Source organism: Amycolatopsis rifamycinica, from assembly GCF_000695625.1.
GTDB lineage: Bacteria > Actinomycetota > Actinomycetes > Mycobacteriales > Pseudonocardiaceae > Amycolatopsis > Amycolatopsis rifamycinica.
In genome coordinates this window covers 1-15,393 of the sequence record NZ_JMQI01000066.1, presented here as the reverse complement: position 1 = coordinate 15,393, position 15,393 = coordinate 1, and the positions used below count along the sequence as shown (strand labels likewise).

The window sequence follows — 15,393 nt, the reverse complement described above, 5'->3', positions numbered from 1 at the left end:
AGGTGAGACCGCCGGCTCGCGGGGACGTTCCCCCGCGGGCCGGCTCACACCGGGACGGCGTCGGCGGGCTCGGGTGCCTTCGGCGCGACCGCGGGCGCCATCAGGACCGCGCACAGGGGCACCGCCATCGCGATCGCCGCCAGCACGAACACCGGGAACAGGAAGGAGAACACCTCCGCGCCCGCCGGATCCGGGGCGTTGGGGTCCATGGTCATCCGGACCGCCGCCATGCCCGTGTAGTGCATGCCCGTCACCGCCGCGCCCATCACGAACCCCGCCACCAACCGCAACGCGAGGCGGTCGAGGAAGACCGCGAACCACAGCGCCGCCGTCGCCGCCACCACGGCGATCACCACCGACAGCGCCACCAGCCCGCCGTCGTAGCCGAAGTCACCCTTGACCCGCAGCGCCGACATGCCCGTGTAGTGCATGACGTTCACGGCCAGGCCGGTGATCACGCCGCCGAGGGCGAGGCGCCACCAGCCGAACTTCGCGCGGCCGCCCACCACCAGGAGCCCCGCGAACACCGCCGTCACCGACAGGATCGCCGACAGGACCGTGCGGAAGATGTCGTAGCGGACCGGCATGCCCGGGGTGCTGAAGCCGAGCATCGCCACGAAGTGCATCAGCCAGATGCCGACGCCGCCGATCGAGATCGCCGCCAGCACCAGCCACCGCACGCGGTGGCGGGGATCGGCGGCGTGGCGGGCCTGCACCGCGCACGCCAGCCCGAGCGCGCAGCCGACCACCGACGTCAGGTACGCGAGCACGAGCAGCCAGTGCCCCAGCGCGAAATGCTCCATGGCGAAGTCCTCTCTACAGGTCGCGCAGCCCGTACAGCACGCGTTCCATCAGGTCGTGGCGCTCGTCCCAGGTGGCGGTGTCCGACAGCGTGTCGCGGACGATCACCAGGTGGTCCTCCATCAGGTCCGCCACGAGCACGCGGACCACGCCGAGCGGCAGGGCCAGCAGCGCGGCGATCTCCATCGGCGACCGCGGCCGGACGCACAGCTCGAGCACCTCCGCGGACGCGTTCGACGACTGGTGGACGGCTTCGGCCCGGCCGTCGGCCGTGGTCTCGACCAGTGCCTCGACGGCGATCTCGACCGACGGGGCCGTCCGGCCTTCCGTCCACGCGTAGGGACGGGCGAGCGCCGGGCTGCGGCGCGGCTCGTCCCCGTGCGCGTCGTCGGTCACCGGTGGTCCTGGGCCACCGGTATCTCGCGCGCGGGCACGTCGACCTTCTGCCCCACCCGCTCGACCAGCATCGTCATCTCGTAGCCGACCAGCCCGATGTCGCAGCCGGTCGAGGCGAGCACGACGAGGTTCGAGCCGTCGCCGACGCTCATCAGCAGCAGGAACCCCTGTTCCATCTCGATCACCGACTGCACGACCCGCCCGGCGGTGAACAGCTCGGCGGTGCCCAGCGACAGGCTGGACAGGCCGGCCGCGATGGCCGCGAGCTGGTCGCCGCGCTCGCGGGGCAGCGCCTCATCGCCGGCGACGAGCAGGCCGTCGGCGGAGACGAGCACGGCGTGCGCGACCCCGGAAACGTCCTGGACGAACCCGTTGACCAGCCAGTTCAGCGTCGCGGACCGTTCGGGTGGCAACGTTCCGCCGAGGGGGCCGGCCGCCTGCTGGCCGGCGGAGCGCCGGGGGTGCAGTTCCGTCATCGCGGATCCACTTCGTCCTTTCCGGGTTGTTCGGCGCGCGCCGCGCTCTCCAACCGGGCGGCGCGCATGCCCTGGTAGTGCCGGGAGAGACTGCTGCGCACGGCGGCGGCGTCGCGGAAAGAGCCACCGGTCTGTTCGCGCACCCGGGGGACGACGGCGCCGGGCGCGAGCTGCGCCCCGGGCCGCCGGGTGGGCAGGCCGGCGTCGGTGAGCCGCTGCGCGGCGGCGGGCTGGAGAGCGCTTTCGGCGGCTTGCCGCGTGCGATCGGCGGGGGTGTCCCAGTCGCCGACCGGGGTGAGTGCGGGCCGGGTGGAGCCGGCGGCTTGCGCCGGAGCGGTGGAGGCGGCTTGCGCCGGAGCGGCGGTGACGGCCGGAGTCTCCGTGGCGTTCTCCGCCGCGATGGCCCGATGCGCTCCGGAAGTCTCGCCCGCCCGCTCGGCGTGGGCCACCCGGTCGACCGGACTCGCGGGGGTTTCGGCCGCGGGCGGCCAGTCCGCTGACTCGACCACCGGTGCTCCGTGCGCGGCGGAAGCTTCGAGCGCAGGTCCGCTCGCCGGTGCCGGTGCCGGGGCCGGTGCCGAGGCCGGAGTCGGAGCCGGAGCCGGTGCCGAGGCCGGAGCCGGAGCCGAGGCTGAGGCCGGAGCCGGAGCCGGTGCCGAGGCCGGGGCCGGGGCCGGGGCCGGATCCCCCACCGTCGGCCGCCTCGCCGGGCCCGTCGTTCCGTTCCGGCGGACCACCGGCTTGGCCGCCGGCTCGGTGAACCAGCTCGTCACCACCTGCTCGAAGATCGGCGTCGAGGCTTGGGCCGGGACCGCCGGTGGCCGGGAGTTCCCGTTGCGGATCGCCGCCACCGCCCGGCCCGCGCCGATCGGGCGGGCCAGGTCCGCGACCACCAGTGCGCCCGGGACGTGGACGCTGGCCGTCACCCCCGCGTGGCGGGCCGCCGTTCCCGTGGACCGCAGGCGCACCGTCACCCCGTGCAGCGCCGCGAGCCTGCCGACGACGAACAGGCCCATCCGGCGGGTCGTCTCCGGGCCGACCGTGCCGGCCGCCGCCAGCCGCTCGTTCACCGTCGCGAGCTCCGCCGGCGTCATGCCCAGTCCCTGGTCGACCACCTCGATGAGCAGGCCGCCGTCGGCGCCGCGGTCGGCCGTCAGGGCCACCTTGTGCTCCGGCGGCGAAAAGCGCGTCGCGTTCTCCAGCAGCTCCGCCAGGATGTGCACCACGTCCGCCGCCGCCTCGGGCTGGACCGCACCGCGCGGTGCGTTGCCCAGCGCGACCCGGCGGTAGTCCTTGACCTCCGAGGTCGCCGCGCGCAGCAGGTCGCGCGTCGGCACCGGTTCGCGGCCGTGGCGGACCGGGCGGCCGCCCGCCAGGACGTGCAGGTTCTCGCCGTTGCGGCGCAGCCGGGTCGCGATGTGGTCGATGCGGAACAGCTCGTCGAGCCGCCGCGGGTTCTGCTCCCCCGCTTCCAGGTCTTCGATGATCGACAGCTGCTGCTCGACCAGCGACTGGCTCCGCCGCGACAGCGTCATGAACATCTCGCTGACCTGCTTGCGCAGCTCGGCCTGCTCGACGGCGAGCCGCACGGCCTGGCGGTGCATGTCGTCGAACGCCCGCGCCAGCTGCCCGATCTCCTCGTCCGTCCGCACGCCGGAATCGGGCACCGCGCGCCAGTCGACGTCGTGGCCCTCGCGGATCTGCCGCACGGTCTCCGGGAGCTGGTCGTTCGCCGCGCTCAGGGCGGCCGCGCGCAGCCGGCGCACCGGCGTGACCAGCGAGCGCACCACCAGCAGCGCGATCGCGAGCGCGCCGAGCAGCGCGCCCAGCACCAGCGCGGTGTCGCGCAGGGAGTCCGACCGCGCGTCGTCGGCCGCCGCCGACACGTTCGCCGACAGCTGCGTCACGACGTCGTCCAGCACGCCGGTCACCCCCGCTGTCTCGGCGGTGATCGAGGGCAGCAAGGACGCCAGCGGGCGGCCGCCGTTCGGTTCCTGGAGGGCGTCGAGCCGGGCGTCGGCGGCGCCGGTCGCCGCGGTGAACCGGGCCAGCTGCGCGCCGGCCAGCTGGTGCTCCGCCTGTTCGGCGAGCACCTCCTGCTCGGCGGCGGTCTGGATGACGGCCGGGCGCAGCGAAGCGTCGTCCGGGCTGTTCTGCGCGGCCCGGCGGTAGGTCTCTTCGGTGGCCAGTTCGCCACGCAGGTGTACCAGCAGCCGGGCGGTCTCCGCGTTGCCGGCGTCGGCCGGGACGAAGGCGGGCACCAGGTCGCCGAGAGTGGCGATGATGTCGTTGTAGCCGGCGGCTTTCGTGCGGAAGTCGCCGCCGCCGGCGCCGGCCGCGCGGATCCCGGACAGCTTGCCGAGCGCGGTGTTCAGCGCCCGGCCGCTGTCGCCAGGCAGCGGCGCGAACCCGGCGTCGCGCTGGACCGCGGCCACCTTCGCGTCGACGGCCGCGGTGAGCGTGTCCGGCGCCCCGGCCGGGACCGCGACGGCGGCGACCATCTCCTCGCCGAGGGAGGCGGTCAGGGCGATCGTGTCGCGCAGCACCGGCAGCCGGTCGCGGGCCGCGCTGAGCGCCGTGGCCCGGTCGAGTTCGCCCTGGATCCGGATTTCCGCGAGCGCCACCGCGACCAGGACCGGCAGCAGCAGGACGACGCTGATCTTGGTGCGGACGCTCCAGTGCGCCGGCCACCACGCGGCGTCCGCCGGGCGGCGGGGCGTGGATCTGCTTTCGTGCATGGCGGAATCGCTCGATTCCCAGCCGCGCGGACGGCTGACGTCGAACTCGGACAGGACGAGGGGGCCCCAGGGGCCGATCGAGGACGCCGGAGAAGCGGACGGGAACCCGGCTCCCGGACCGGGTACGACGTGGCGTTGATCGAGCCGATCAGCAGCGAACATCACCCCCGGCGTGGTTGTCAACCCTGCGCAGCGGCGTTTCGGAATGCCGGCTTCGAATTATTTCCGGCACCCTCCCGCGGTTGACACAACGTGTTCTTCCGGTCGCTGCTTGTACATCGTTCAAACATATTTGCGCAGCTCCGGCGACTACCCGGCGGTGGCTCAAATCCTCCCGCACACTGGCGGCAGAATTACCCACAGCAGTCGCCGGGGCGAATTCGGCCATCGCTCGAATGGTGGGTTATTAATTTCCGCGATGTGCCCGGGTGGAAGTCCCGACCCGGGACGCGGCAGAATCGCGGCCGTGACCGAAGTGGACGAACGGGGCGGCAAGCGGGTCGGCTGGGTCGAGCTGTACTTCGACCTCGTCTTCGTGTTCGCGGTGGGCCAGGTGGCGCACGGCATCGTCGCGGACCCGCACTGGGCGCGCGCCGCGGCGGCGCTCGGCCTGTTCGCGACGCTCTGGTGGACGTGGATCGGCTTCGCGGTGCTGTACAACCGGCGCGGCGACGACAGCCGCGTCGCCGACCGGCTGTTCGTGCTCGCCGGCACGATCCCGTGCGGGATCGCCGCGACCCAGGCGCACCACGTCTTCGAAGGGCACCCGGCGATCTTCGCCGCGGCCATGGCCGCGGTCCGGCTGGTCCTGGCGGCCGCGCACCGCTGGCCGCGCGGCGGCGGTGACCAGCGGCGGATCAGCTGGGGCTACGCGGTTTCGGCGGTTCTGTTCGGCGTCTCGGCGGTCCTGCCGCACCACGGCCTGGTGTGGGCGTTCGCGCTGGTGCAGGAGGCCGGGTTCCTGCTGCTGGGCGACCGCCCCGACCGGCGTCGTGGCGAACGGCCCACGCGGGCGGCCCGGTGGCGGATCATGTTGACGCCGCCGCGCGACCCGAACCTGGCGGTCGACTCGGCGCACCTGGCCGAGCGGTTCGGGCTGTTCATGATCCTGCTGCTCGGCGAGCTGGTGATCACGGTCGGCACGGCGGCGCTCGAGCGCCCGGCCGACGACCTGGGGTACTGGCTGGCCCTAGCCGGCGGGCTCGTCCTGGCCGGGGCGCTGTGGTGGGTGTACTTCTCCTCGGCGGCGGAAATCTACGAGCGCATGCTCGGGTTTTCGGGCGGCAACCCCGCGCTGGCGTACTCGCTGTACGCGGGCGGCCACCTGATGCCGGCGTTCGCGCTGCTGCTGATGGCGGCGGGGATCAACCTGTCCCTGCACGAGTCCCCACCCCACGCGGCAGCGTGGTTCACGACGGCGGGCCTGACGATGTACCTGGCCGGAACGCGCGTCTTCGCGGCGGGATCGCACCGCTGGTACTTCGCGCTGGCCCGGGTGGCGGCACTGGCGGCGACGGTCAACCTGGCGTTCCTCGACCGCGTGCTGCCGGCACCGGCGGTGGTGCTGGTGATCGCGGTGTGGGCGGCGGCGACGGCCGTGGCGACGGCGGTGATCCGCCACCGCAACCTGACTCGCCTCGGCGACGACCCGGTGGCGTTCTTGAGGCAGATCGCCGACCACCGCCGCCCGGAACCCGAGGGCGGCTGAGGACTTTCGCCGGTTGCCCACATTCGGGGCGGGGTGTGGACAAGGGGGGCTCGAGGGGCGGCTTCGGCGGATTTTCCGTCGGGGCGGGTCGATACGCTGGAGCGGGGACGGACCCCCTGGGCGCTGCTCTCAGGCGGGCGCTGCTCTCAGGCGGGCGCTGCTCTCGCGCGGGCACAGCTCTCGCGCGGGCACAGCTCTCGCCCGGGCACAGCTCTCGCCCGGGCACAGCTCTCGCCCGGGCACAGCTCTCGCCCGGGCACAGCTCTCGCCCGGGCACAGCTCTCGCCCGGGCACAGCTCTCGCCCGGGCACAGCTCTCGCCCGGGCACAGCTCTCGCCCGGGCACAGCTCTCGCCCGGGCACAGCTCTCGCCCGGGCACAGCTCTCGCCCGGGCACAGCTCTCGCCCGGGCACAGCTCTCGCCCGGGCACAGCTCTCGCCCGGGCACAGCTCTCGCCCGGGCACAGCTCTCGCGCGGGCACAGCTCTCGCGCGGGCACAGCTCCCCGGCGAGCGCCTCTCGGGGCTCCCGGCGCTGCTCGCCCGCAGCCAGCGCGTACCCCGGCGGCCAGTGCTCTCCGGCGGAAACTGCCCTCCGGCGGGCGTCCCTCCCCGCCGAATGCCGCCCCGGCCGGCGCTGCCCGCAGGCTCCCGGCACTGCACCCCGGCGGCCAGCGCTGCACCCGGGCGGCCAGCCCTGCTCTCGGAGGTCGGGCGGGTCGCGGCCCGCGCCTGCTACCGGTCCAGCCCGGGCGTGGCCCACCCTCAGCGGTGCGCCCGGCGGTCCATCGGACCCCACTCGCGGGACCCCTGCTCGTCCACCAGCTCGCGAGCCTCCTGCAGCACCTCGTCCGCCACCCAGGCCAGCGGCTCCACGGCCACCACCAGCGGCTCGTTGTCCGGGCCGCGGGCGATCTCGCGGCCGCGCAGCACCCACGGCCGTACGTCCGGGCCGCGCAGGCTGCGCAGGTGCTCGTAGTCGTAGAGGCGGCGGGCCAGCCACAGCCGCAGGGAGCGGTCGTGCCACCACTGCTCCAGCCGCAGGGAGTTCGCCGACAGGCCGGGCAGCGGGATCCCGGTCAGCCCGTCGCGGCTCGACGCGCTGTCCGCGAGGTCGACCTCCGGGCCCCGGGACCAGCGGACGTACAGGTCGTCGCCTTCCGCTCCGAAGAGCCGGGCCAGCTCGGCCAGATCCTTCACCGTGGGCAGCATGATCACGCTTTACCCGCCCGGCGGCCGGCTAACCTAGTTGGTCAGGATCTGCGGCGATAGCACCTTCAGCATCGCGTTCGTCCACTTCAGCTGCCGCAGCGTCTGCGGGTGGCAGCGGGTCGCCAGCTCCAGCAGTCCGGTGTCCTTCGCGGCCTGGGCGCTCTGCGCCAGCAGCTCCCAGTCGAGTGACACGCCCGCCGCGCGGCGGTGCAGTCGGCGCAGGTCGGCCAGCAGCAGCACGCCCGGCTCGGGGCGGCGGCCGCTCAGCTCGGACAGGGCCGTCCGCAACGGCTCCAGCGGGCCGGGACCGGGGACGTCCTCGCCGAGGTCGAGGCCGTGGGCGCGGCCGGCCCGGGCGATCTCGCGCACGTGCGCCGCCGACCAGCCGGCCAGGTCGCGGGCGAGGTGGTGGATCTCGTGTTCGGCGTGGTGGCGGTCGGACGCCTTCAGCAGGTCCTTGGCCATCGCCGTCTCCGCGCGGTGCAGTTCGCGCAGGACGAGGTCGAGCTTCATCGGACGACCTCCTCGTCGACCGTCGCGGGCACCGGCTCGGCGGCCGGGGCAGCCACGGCGCCGACCCGGCGGAGCGCGGCCGCGGCCGTCTTGAACAGCGGCTGCTTGGACACCGGGTCCCAGTCGGTGAAGGTGAGCTCGTTGGCCGCGCGGTCGCCGTCCTTGCCCGCCGGGTGTTCGACGTCCCAGTAGCCGTAGTGGAACGGCAGGAACAGCACGCCGTCGCGGATGCCGCCGATGCGGACCCGGGCGCGGACCGCCCCGCGCGGTGTGGAGACCTCCGCGAGGTCGCCCTCGGCGAGCCCGGCGGCCTCCGCGTCCCGTGCGGACACCTCGAGCCACACCTCCGGCGCGGCCGCGCGCAGCTCCGGTGCCCGGCCGGTCTTCGTGCGGGTGTGGAAGTGGTAGATCGTCCGGCCGTTGATCAGGAAGAACGGGTGGTCTTCGGACGGCGTTTCGTGCGCCGGGAGGTACTCGGCCGCCTTGAGCATGGCCTTGCCGTCCGGGTTCATCGCCCGGTACTCGGTGGGTTCCATCGGCGCCCCGGTGACGAGGTCGCGACCGTAGCCCTCGCAGTAGTCCGGCTGGGCGAAGAACTTCCCGTCGGTGTAGAGCCGTTCGGTCCCCTCCGGACTGTCCGGAGTGCACGGCCACTGGACGCCGCTGACCTCGCGCAGTTTCGCGTAGCTCAGGCCGCTGTAGTCGCACGGCCGGCCCGCCGACGCGCGTTTCCACGCTTCGAACGCGGTTTCGGCGTCGTGCCACTGCGGGAACGGCTCTCCGTCGTTGCCCCGGAAGTCCATGCGCCGCGCGTAGTCCAGGAAGATGTCGAGGTCCGGGCGCGCCTGCCCGGGCGGCTCGACCGCCTTCTCCGACAGGTGCACCGTGCGGTCGACGTTGGTGAAGGTGCCGGTCTTCTCGCCCCACATCGCCGCGGGCAGCACCACGTCGGCCAGCTCGGCGGTCTCGGTGAGGAAGGCGTCCTGCACGACCAGGAACAGCCGCGGCGAGTCCAGGATGGACCGGATCCGGTGCAGTTCGGGCAGCGACACGACCGGGTTGGTGGCCGATACCCACAGGAACCGCAGGGTGCCGGTTTCGGCGTAGCGCAGCATCTGCATGAGGTGCGTCGGCGGCCCGTAGTGCGGGATCTTGCCGACGTCGACGTTCCACAGCGCCGCCAGCTCGGCCACGTGCGCGTCGTTGGCCCAGTTCCGGAAGCCGGTCAGGTCGCCGTCGGCGCCGCATTCGCGCGTGTTCTGCGCGGTGGGCTGGCCGTTCATCTGCAGCACGCCCGCGCCGGGCTTGCCCAGCATGCCGCGCAGCAGCACGAGGTTGTTGACCTGAACCGCGGCCGCGGACGCCTGGTGGGACTGGTAGAAGCCCTGCAGCACCGTGCACAGCAGCCGCTCCGCCGAGCCGAGCAGCCGGGCGGCTTCGCGGATCTCGCCGGCGTCCAGCCCGCAGATCTCCGCGGCGCGCTCGGGCGGGTAGTCCGCGACCAGCGCGGCGAGGTCGTCGTAGCCGACCGTGCAGCGCTCGACGTACTCGCGGTCGACCCACCCGTGCTCGATGATCTCGTGCAGGATCCCGTTCATCAGGGCCACGTTGGTCCCGGGCAGCGGCGCCAGGTGCAGCGTCGCCGCCCGGGCGACCGGGGTGTCGCGCGGATCGACGCACAGGACCGCCGGTGGCCGGGGCCCGGCGAGCCGGTCGAGGATGCGCGACCACAGGACGGCCTGGGTTTCGGCCATGTTGTGGCCGAAGAGGGCGATGACGTCGGCGTGGTCGACGTCGGTGTAGGACGACGGCTGGCCGTCGCAGCCGAAGGACTCCTTCAGCGCCGCGGCCGCGGTCGCCGTGCAGAGCCGGGTGTTGCCGTCGAGGTGGTTGGTGCCCAGCCCGCCGCGGGCGATCGCGGCGAGCGTGTAGTACTCCTCGGCGAACAGCTGGCCGCTGGTGTAGAACCCGAGCGCGCCGGGCCCCTGTTCGTCCAGCAGTTCCTTGCTGCGCCGCACGACCAGGTCCATCGCCTCGTCCCAGCTCGCCTCGACGAGCTCGCCGTCCTTGCGCACCAGCGGGGTCGTCAGCCGGTCCGGCGAGGAGTTCGCCTGCCAGCCGAAGAGGTCCTTCGGGTCGAGGCGGCCGTGGTTGACGCGGTCGTCCGCGCGGCCGCGGACCCCGGCGATCCGGCCGTCCTTCACCGCGATGTCGAGCCCGTCGCCGTTGGAGTGCAGCACCGCGGCGCTGCGGACCCAGCGGTCAACGTCGTCCGGCCGCAGGTCGCCGTCGAGGTGGCTGTCCACCCGCACCGGCCACGGCTCGCCCGGTCCGTACGGCGTTCTGGTCCCCCAGGGCTCGGTGATTCCGTCACGCTTTCCCACCGCAAGGACCTCCGATCACGACCTAGCTGTCGCCGGGGTACCCGGCTTTCCCGTCGGCAAACGTCGTTTCGCGCCATTTAATTTGCGCGACGCAAAAGTGAGCGGGATTCCGATTCGTCCGTTTCCACCGCCCGGGCGAACCGCTCGAACGCGGCGATCGCCGCCGTGCGCGCCGGCGGGTCGAGCCGGTTCAGGACGCCCGCCAGCACCCGGCGGCGGTCCCGGTCGACGCGGTCGACCACCTGCCGCCCCGGCCCGGTCGGGGCGAGCAGCGTCTCCCGCCGGTTCAGCGGGTTGGGGGCCTTTTCCAGCAGGTTCAGCGCGACCAGCCGGTCACACGCCCGGGTGACCGAAGACGGGTTCATCGCCAGTTCGCGCGCCACCCGGCCCATGGTGACCGGCGTCCGGTCGACCACCACCCGCAGCGCGCGGAACTGGGTCAGGGTCAGCTGCTCGGTGTTCCGCTCGACGGTCGAGTCGGCGATCAGCACCATCGCCCGAAGCGCGGCCAAGGCCGCATCGGTTCCGTCTGGCTCCTGCCACGTTTGCGTCACGCAAGTATGATAGACGGCGAAAGCGGGTACAGCGATTCGTGAGCGCCGACGGCGACCACGAAAGGAGGCGTCCGCGCCGGTGAAACCCGATCCCGGGCACGTCGAGGCCGCGGCCCTGCGCGACTACGTCGAGACCGTCGCCGAGCTGCTGCGCGTCGAACCGGCCGCGTCGTGGAGCGAATGCGGCAGTCCGTCGACCGCGTACATCGCCCTCGCCGCCCGGCGCGCGGGCCGGTTCCTGATGCTGTCGTGGACCGACGGCGGCGGGTGGTGCCTGGCCGTGGAGCCGGACGGCGTCGAAGAGCCCGCGGTCCTGGTCCGGTGGCCCGAGCCGGCGCGGCCGCGGCCCGCCGTCGTGGCTCGCCGGGTCCACGAGGCGCTCACCGAAGCGGCACCGCACCCCCAAGGGAGTACTCATGAGCCAGACAGTCGGTGACTACCTGCTCCAGCGCCTGCGCGAGTGGGGCGTGGAGCAGGTCTTCGCCTATCCGGGCGACGGCATCAACGGGCTCGTCGCCGCGTTCGGCAAGGCGGACAACCAGCCGCGGTTCGTGCAGGCCCGGCACGAGGAGATGGCCGCCTTCGCGGCGGTCGGCTACGCGAAGTTCAGCGGCAAGGTCGGTGTCTGCATGGCCACCTCGGGCCCGGGCGCGATCCACCTGCTCAACGGGCTCTACGACGCGAAGCTCGACCACGTGCCGGTGGTCGCGATCGTCGGGCAGACCGCGCGCAGCGCGATGGGCGGCAGCTACCAGCAGGAGGTCGACCTGCAGGCGTTGTTCAAGGACGTCGCGAGCGAGTACCTCGTCGAGGTCAACGTCGCCGAGCAGCTGCCGAACGCGCTCGACCGGGCCATCCGGACGGCCGAGTCGTCCCGCTGCCCGACCGCCCTGATCATCCCCGCCGACCTGCAGGAGGAGGCGTACTCGCCGCCGCAGCACGCGTTCAAGCAGGTGCCCTCCAGCCCGCCGGGCACGGCGTGGTCGCGGCCGGTCCCCGCCGACGCGGACCTCGACGCGGCCGCCGAAGTGCTCAACGCGGGTGAAAAGGTCGCCATCCTGGTCGGCCAGGGCGCGCGCGGCGCGGCCGCGGAGGTCCGCCAGGTCGCCGAGGTCACCGGCGCCGGCGTGGCGAAGGCGTTGCTGGGCAAGGACGTCCTGCCCGACGACCTGCCGTGGGTGACCGGCTCGATCGGGTTGCTCGGCACCCGGCCGAGCTACGAGCTGATGCGCGACTGCGACACGCTGCTGATCGTGGGCTCGAACTTCCCGTACAGCCAGTTCCTGCCGGACTTCGGCCAGGCGCGGGCCGTGCAGATCGACCTCGACGGCCGGCTGATCGGGATGCGCTACCCGACCGAGGTCAACCTGGTCGGGGACAGCGCGGCCACGCTGCGGGCGCTGCTGCCGAAGCTGACGGGCAAGCCGGACCGGGCGTGGCGCGAGACGATCGAGAAGAACGTCGCCTCCTGGTGGGACACCGTCGAGAAGGAAGCGGCGGTGGACGCCCAGCCGGTCAACCCGATGGCCATCGTGTCGGAGCTGTCGAAGCGGATCCCCGAGGACGCCATCGTCACCGCGGACTCCGGCTCGTCCACCAACTGGTACGCCCGCAACCTCCGGATGCGCGGCGACATGCGCGGGTCGCTCTCCGGCACGCTGGCCACCATGGGCCCGGGCGTGCCGTACGCGATCGGGGCCAAGTTCGCCCACCCCGACCGGCCGGTGATCGCCCTGGTCGGTGACGGCGCCATGCAGATGAACGGGCTCGCCGAGCTGATCACCATCGCGCGGTACCAGCACCTGTGGAGCGACCCGCGCTGCGTGATCTGCGTGTTCCACAACAACGACCTCAACCAGGTCACCTGGGAGCTGCGCGCGATGGGCGGCGCGCCGAAGTTCGAGGAGTCGCAGACTCTGCCGGACGTCGACTACGCCGGGTTCGCCCTGTCGCTGGGGCTCGCGGCCGTCACGGTCGACAAGCCGGACCAGCTGGCCACGGCGTGGGAGACGGTGCTCTCGGCGGGCAAGCCGGCCGTGCTGGACGTCCGCTGCGACCCGGACGTGCCGCCGATCCCGCCGCACGCGACCTTCGAGCAGGTGAAGTCGGCGACCGAGGCGGTCCTCAAGGGCGACCCCGACGCGTTCCACCTGGTCGCGCAGGGCGTCAAAACGAAGCTGCAGGAGTTCCTGCCGGGCGGGAAGAGCTGATGACGCGCGGAGTCGCGGCGGCGCGCGCAGTGTGGGGCACCGGCATCGTGGCCGCCTCGCGGTCACTGCCGGTCCCCCGGGAAGTGGCCCTGGCGCTGGGCCTGCGCCACCTGGCGCAGGCCACGGCGGTGCTGCGGCGGCCGGACGGCCTGGTGGCCCGCTGGGGCTGGACGATCGACGTGGCGCACGGCGTGAGCATGCTCGGTCTGGCCGTGGTGTCCCCCCGGTGGCGGACGGCGGCGCTGGCGAACGCGGTGGTCGCGGCCGCCTGGGCCCGCGCGGCCCACACCGGAGAACGGAGGCAGTCATGAGCCAGGTCGTCGTCGTGACCGGCGCCAGCGGCGGCATCGGCCGCGCGGTCGCCCGGGCCTTCGGGGCGCGGCAGGCGCGCGTCGCCCTGCTGGCCCGGGGCGAGAAGGGGCTCGAAGCCGCCGCGGAGGACGTCACCCGCGCCGGCGGGACGGCGCTCGCGATCCCCGTCGACGTCGCCGACTTCGACCGGGTCGACGACGCCGCCGCCCGGGTCGAGCAGGAGCTCGGCCCGATCGACGTGTGGGTCAACGTGGCGTTCACGTCGGTGTTCGCGCCGTTCGAGGAGATCAAGCCCGACGAGTTCCGGCGCGTCACCGAAGTCAGCTACCTCGGCTACGTGCACGGCACGATGGCGGCCCTGCGCCGGATGAAGCCCCGCGACCGGGGCACGATCGTGCAGGTCGGCTCGGCGCTGGCGTACCGCGGAATCCCGTTGCAGAGCGCGTATTGCGGCGCGAAGCACGCGATCCAGGGCTTCAACGAGGCGTTGCGCTGCGAGCTGCTGCACGACGGCAGCCACGTCCGCACGACGATGGTGCAGATGCCGGCGGTGAACACCCCGCAGTTCTCCTGGGTCCGGTCCAAGCTGCCGCACCAGGCCCAGCCGGTGGCGCCGATCTACCAGCCGGAGGTCGCGGCGCGCGCGGTGCTGCACGCGGCCGACCACCCGCGCCGGCGCGAGTACTGGGTCGGCGGCAGCACGGTCGGCACGCTGATCGCGAACGCCGTCGCGCCGGGGATTCTGGACCGCTACCTCGCCCGGACCGGTTACGGTTCGCAACAGACGAGCGAGGACAAGCCCGCGAAGCAGCCCGAGAACCTGTGGAGCCCGGCGGACCGCGCACGGGACTTCGGCGCGCACGGCCAGTTCGACGACGAGGCCAAGCCGAGAAGTGTGCAGCTGTGGGCGAGCCGGCACCACGGCGCGGTCGCCGCCGCCGGCGGCGCCTTGGCCGCGACGGCGCTGGCGGTGTGGCGGCGGGCCCGGACCTAGCCGGTCGGTCACCTCGGCCGAAAGGACGAGGCCGCGGCGGCCGAACCGCCCCTTCGGCCGAGGTGACCGGGTCCTCCCCTCCCCTAGCTTGCTCATGAGCCGGAGGAGGGGCCGTGCAGTTCACCGCCAAGCGAGTCGTCGTTTCCGCCGCCGTGGCCGGCGTTGCCGTGGTTGCCGCCGGGGCCACCGTGCTCGCCACCGCCGCCGATCCGGTCTCGCCGGAGGTCACCGGTACGACCCCCGCCGAGGCCGGGCACGAGAACGAAGGCAAGTACTCCGCCGGGGACTTCGTCCTCACCGTGCACGAACTGGACGACGACGGCGCGGGCACGAGCACCGCCATCGGGCCCCACACCGTTTTCTACTCGAAAACCCTGCACGGGAACGGAAACCGGCAGCACACGGTCGTCAAGTTCTCCGCGGGCCCGGACGCCGGCGCGCCGGTCTTCTTCAGCTATCCCGTTCCCGCGCCCGGCCGGGTCGTCGACTGCGTGGCCGCCGGGACCGAAGCCGCGCCGCGGGTGCGGTGCGAGACCAAGCCGTCCGGCTGAGGGGTCACCGGCCGAGCGCCGCCACCAGCAAGGCCGCCACCGCGGCACGGTGCTCCGGACGGTCGGCCCACCGCAGCCGGCGGCCGGCCTCGACCACCACGCCGAAGCCCGCGTGCACCAGCACCCGGGCCTGGCGGGCGTCGAGGTTCGGGCGGGCTTGGCGCAGGTGCTGCTCCCACACCGCGATGTGCTCGCGCTGCGCCGCGACCAGCGGACGGCGCAGGCCGTCGGGCAAGCCGGCGATTTCCGCGTTGGCCACGCTGTTGAGGGCGCTGTGCTCGAAGCTGTACGCCACGTACGTCGCCGTCAGCGCGCTCAGGGCGTCGTGCGGGCCGGTCGTTCCGCGCAGGTTGTGGTCGACCGCCTGGGCCAGCAGCCCCGCCGCCTGCAGGCAGGCCGCCGCCAGGATGTCGGCCTTGCCCGGGAAGTAGCGGTAGAGCGCGGACGGGACCAGCCCCACCGCCTCGGCGATCCGGCCGTTCGTCACCGTGGCGAACCCGTCGCGTTCGAACAGCGGGACGGCGGCCGCGAGGATCTCCGCCCGCC

The 15,393-nt window shown here is 73.5% G+C and carries 15 protein-coding genes; 6 read left to right on the top strand and 9 right to left on the bottom strand.

Annotated elements, in window-relative coordinates; translation table 11 throughout:
- Positions 1-44: 44 nt before the first annotated feature.
- From DV20_RS31620 to DV20_RS31605, 4 genes are read right to left on the bottom strand one after another with little or no spacing between them, the layout of a single operon-like run.
- Positions 45-803: an MHYT domain-containing protein gene (locus tag DV20_RS31620; RefSeq protein ID WP_043786686.1), complete on the bottom strand. Its 759-nt coding sequence runs from the start codon at positions 801-803 to the stop codon at positions 45-47.
- A 13-nt stretch (positions 804-816) separates the two neighbouring features.
- Positions 817-1,197: a DUF742 domain-containing protein gene (locus tag DV20_RS31615; protein WP_043786685.1), complete on the bottom strand. Its 381-nt coding sequence runs from the start codon at positions 1,195-1,197 to the stop codon at positions 817-819.
- Positions 1,194-1,673, bottom strand: coding sequence for a roadblock/LC7 domain-containing protein (locus DV20_RS31610; protein ID WP_084093776.1), 480 nt, complete (start codon positions 1,671-1,673; stop codon positions 1,194-1,196). Before DV20_RS31610 ends, DV20_RS31615 begins: the two co-directional genes overlap by 4 nt.
- Positions 1,670-4,411, bottom strand: coding sequence for a sensor histidine kinase (locus tag DV20_RS31605; RefSeq protein ID WP_043786684.1), 2,742 nt, complete (start codon positions 4,409-4,411; stop codon positions 1,670-1,672). The genes DV20_RS31610 and DV20_RS31605 overlap by 4 nt, the downstream gene beginning before the upstream one ends.
- Positions 4,412-4,877: 466 nt before the next feature.
- Here DV20_RS31605 and DV20_RS31600 point away from each other — a divergent pair, with 466 nt between their 5' ends.
- Positions 4,878-6,119 (top strand): low temperature requirement protein A, encoded by a 1,242-nt coding sequence (locus DV20_RS31600; RefSeq protein ID WP_043786681.1) that lies wholly within the window; start codon positions 4,878-4,880, stop codon positions 6,117-6,119.
- Between the two features lie 763 nt (positions 6,120-6,882).
- Here DV20_RS31600 and DV20_RS31595 read toward each other — a convergent pair.
- From DV20_RS31595 to DV20_RS31580, 4 genes are all read right to left on the bottom strand, one after another.
- Positions 6,883-7,329, bottom strand: coding sequence for a DUF6098 family protein (locus tag DV20_RS31595; RefSeq protein ID WP_043786894.1), 447 nt, complete (start codon positions 7,327-7,329; stop codon positions 6,883-6,885).
- A 33-nt stretch (positions 7,330-7,362) separates the two neighbouring features.
- Positions 7,363-7,842: a hypothetical protein gene (locus DV20_RS31590; RefSeq protein WP_043786680.1), complete on the bottom strand. Its 480-nt coding sequence runs from the start codon at positions 7,840-7,842 to the stop codon at positions 7,363-7,365.
- Positions 7,839-10,226, bottom strand: a complete 2,388-nt coding sequence (locus DV20_RS31585; RefSeq protein ID WP_043786679.1) for a molybdopterin oxidoreductase family protein — start codon at positions 10,224-10,226, stop codon at positions 7,839-7,841. The genes DV20_RS31590 and DV20_RS31585 overlap by 4 nt, the downstream gene beginning before the upstream one ends.
- 77 nt (positions 10,227-10,303) lie before the next feature.
- The gene (locus tag DV20_RS31580; RefSeq protein ID WP_043786676.1) at positions 10,304-10,780 is read right to left on the bottom strand and encodes a MarR family winged helix-turn-helix transcriptional regulator; all 477 of its coding nucleotides are present in this window, start codon (positions 10,778-10,780) and stop codon (positions 10,304-10,306) included.
- Positions 10,781-10,859: 79 nt separating this feature from the next.
- Here DV20_RS31580 and DV20_RS31575 point away from each other — a divergent pair, with 79 nt between their 5' ends.
- The 5 genes from DV20_RS31575 to DV20_RS31555 all read left to right on the top strand — a co-directional run bounded on the left by DV20_RS31575 (position 10,860) and on the right by DV20_RS31555 (position 14,847).
- Entirely contained in the window at positions 10,860-11,216 is a 357-nt protein-coding gene (locus tag DV20_RS31575; RefSeq protein WP_043786674.1) for a DUF6292 family protein, read from the top strand.
- Entirely contained in the window at positions 11,197-12,990 is a 1,794-nt protein-coding gene (locus tag DV20_RS31570; RefSeq protein WP_043786673.1) for a thiamine pyrophosphate-requiring protein, read from the top strand. Before DV20_RS31575 ends, DV20_RS31570 begins: the two co-directional genes overlap by 20 nt.
- Positions 12,990-13,301, top strand: a complete 312-nt coding sequence (locus tag DV20_RS31565) for a hypothetical protein (protein ID WP_043786668.1) — start codon at positions 12,990-12,992, stop codon at positions 13,299-13,301. The genes DV20_RS31570 and DV20_RS31565 overlap by 1 nt, the downstream gene beginning before the upstream one ends.
- Positions 13,298-14,296, top strand: a complete 999-nt coding sequence (locus DV20_RS31560; RefSeq protein WP_043786666.1) for an SDR family oxidoreductase — start codon at positions 13,298-13,300, stop codon at positions 14,294-14,296. The genes DV20_RS31565 and DV20_RS31560 overlap by 4 nt, the downstream gene beginning before the upstream one ends.
- Positions 14,297-14,409: 113 nt before the next feature.
- The gene (locus tag DV20_RS31555) at positions 14,410-14,847 is read left to right on the top strand and encodes a hypothetical protein (RefSeq protein WP_043786665.1); all 438 of its coding nucleotides are present in this window, start codon (positions 14,410-14,412) and stop codon (positions 14,845-14,847) included.
- Between the two features lie 4 nt (positions 14,848-14,851).
- On the opposite strand, the gene DV20_RS31550 is transcribed toward DV20_RS31555, so the two are convergent.
- Positions 14,852-15,393 (bottom strand): TetR/AcrR family transcriptional regulator (locus tag DV20_RS31550; RefSeq protein ID WP_043786662.1); only part of this gene is annotated, 542 nt, incomplete at its 5' end.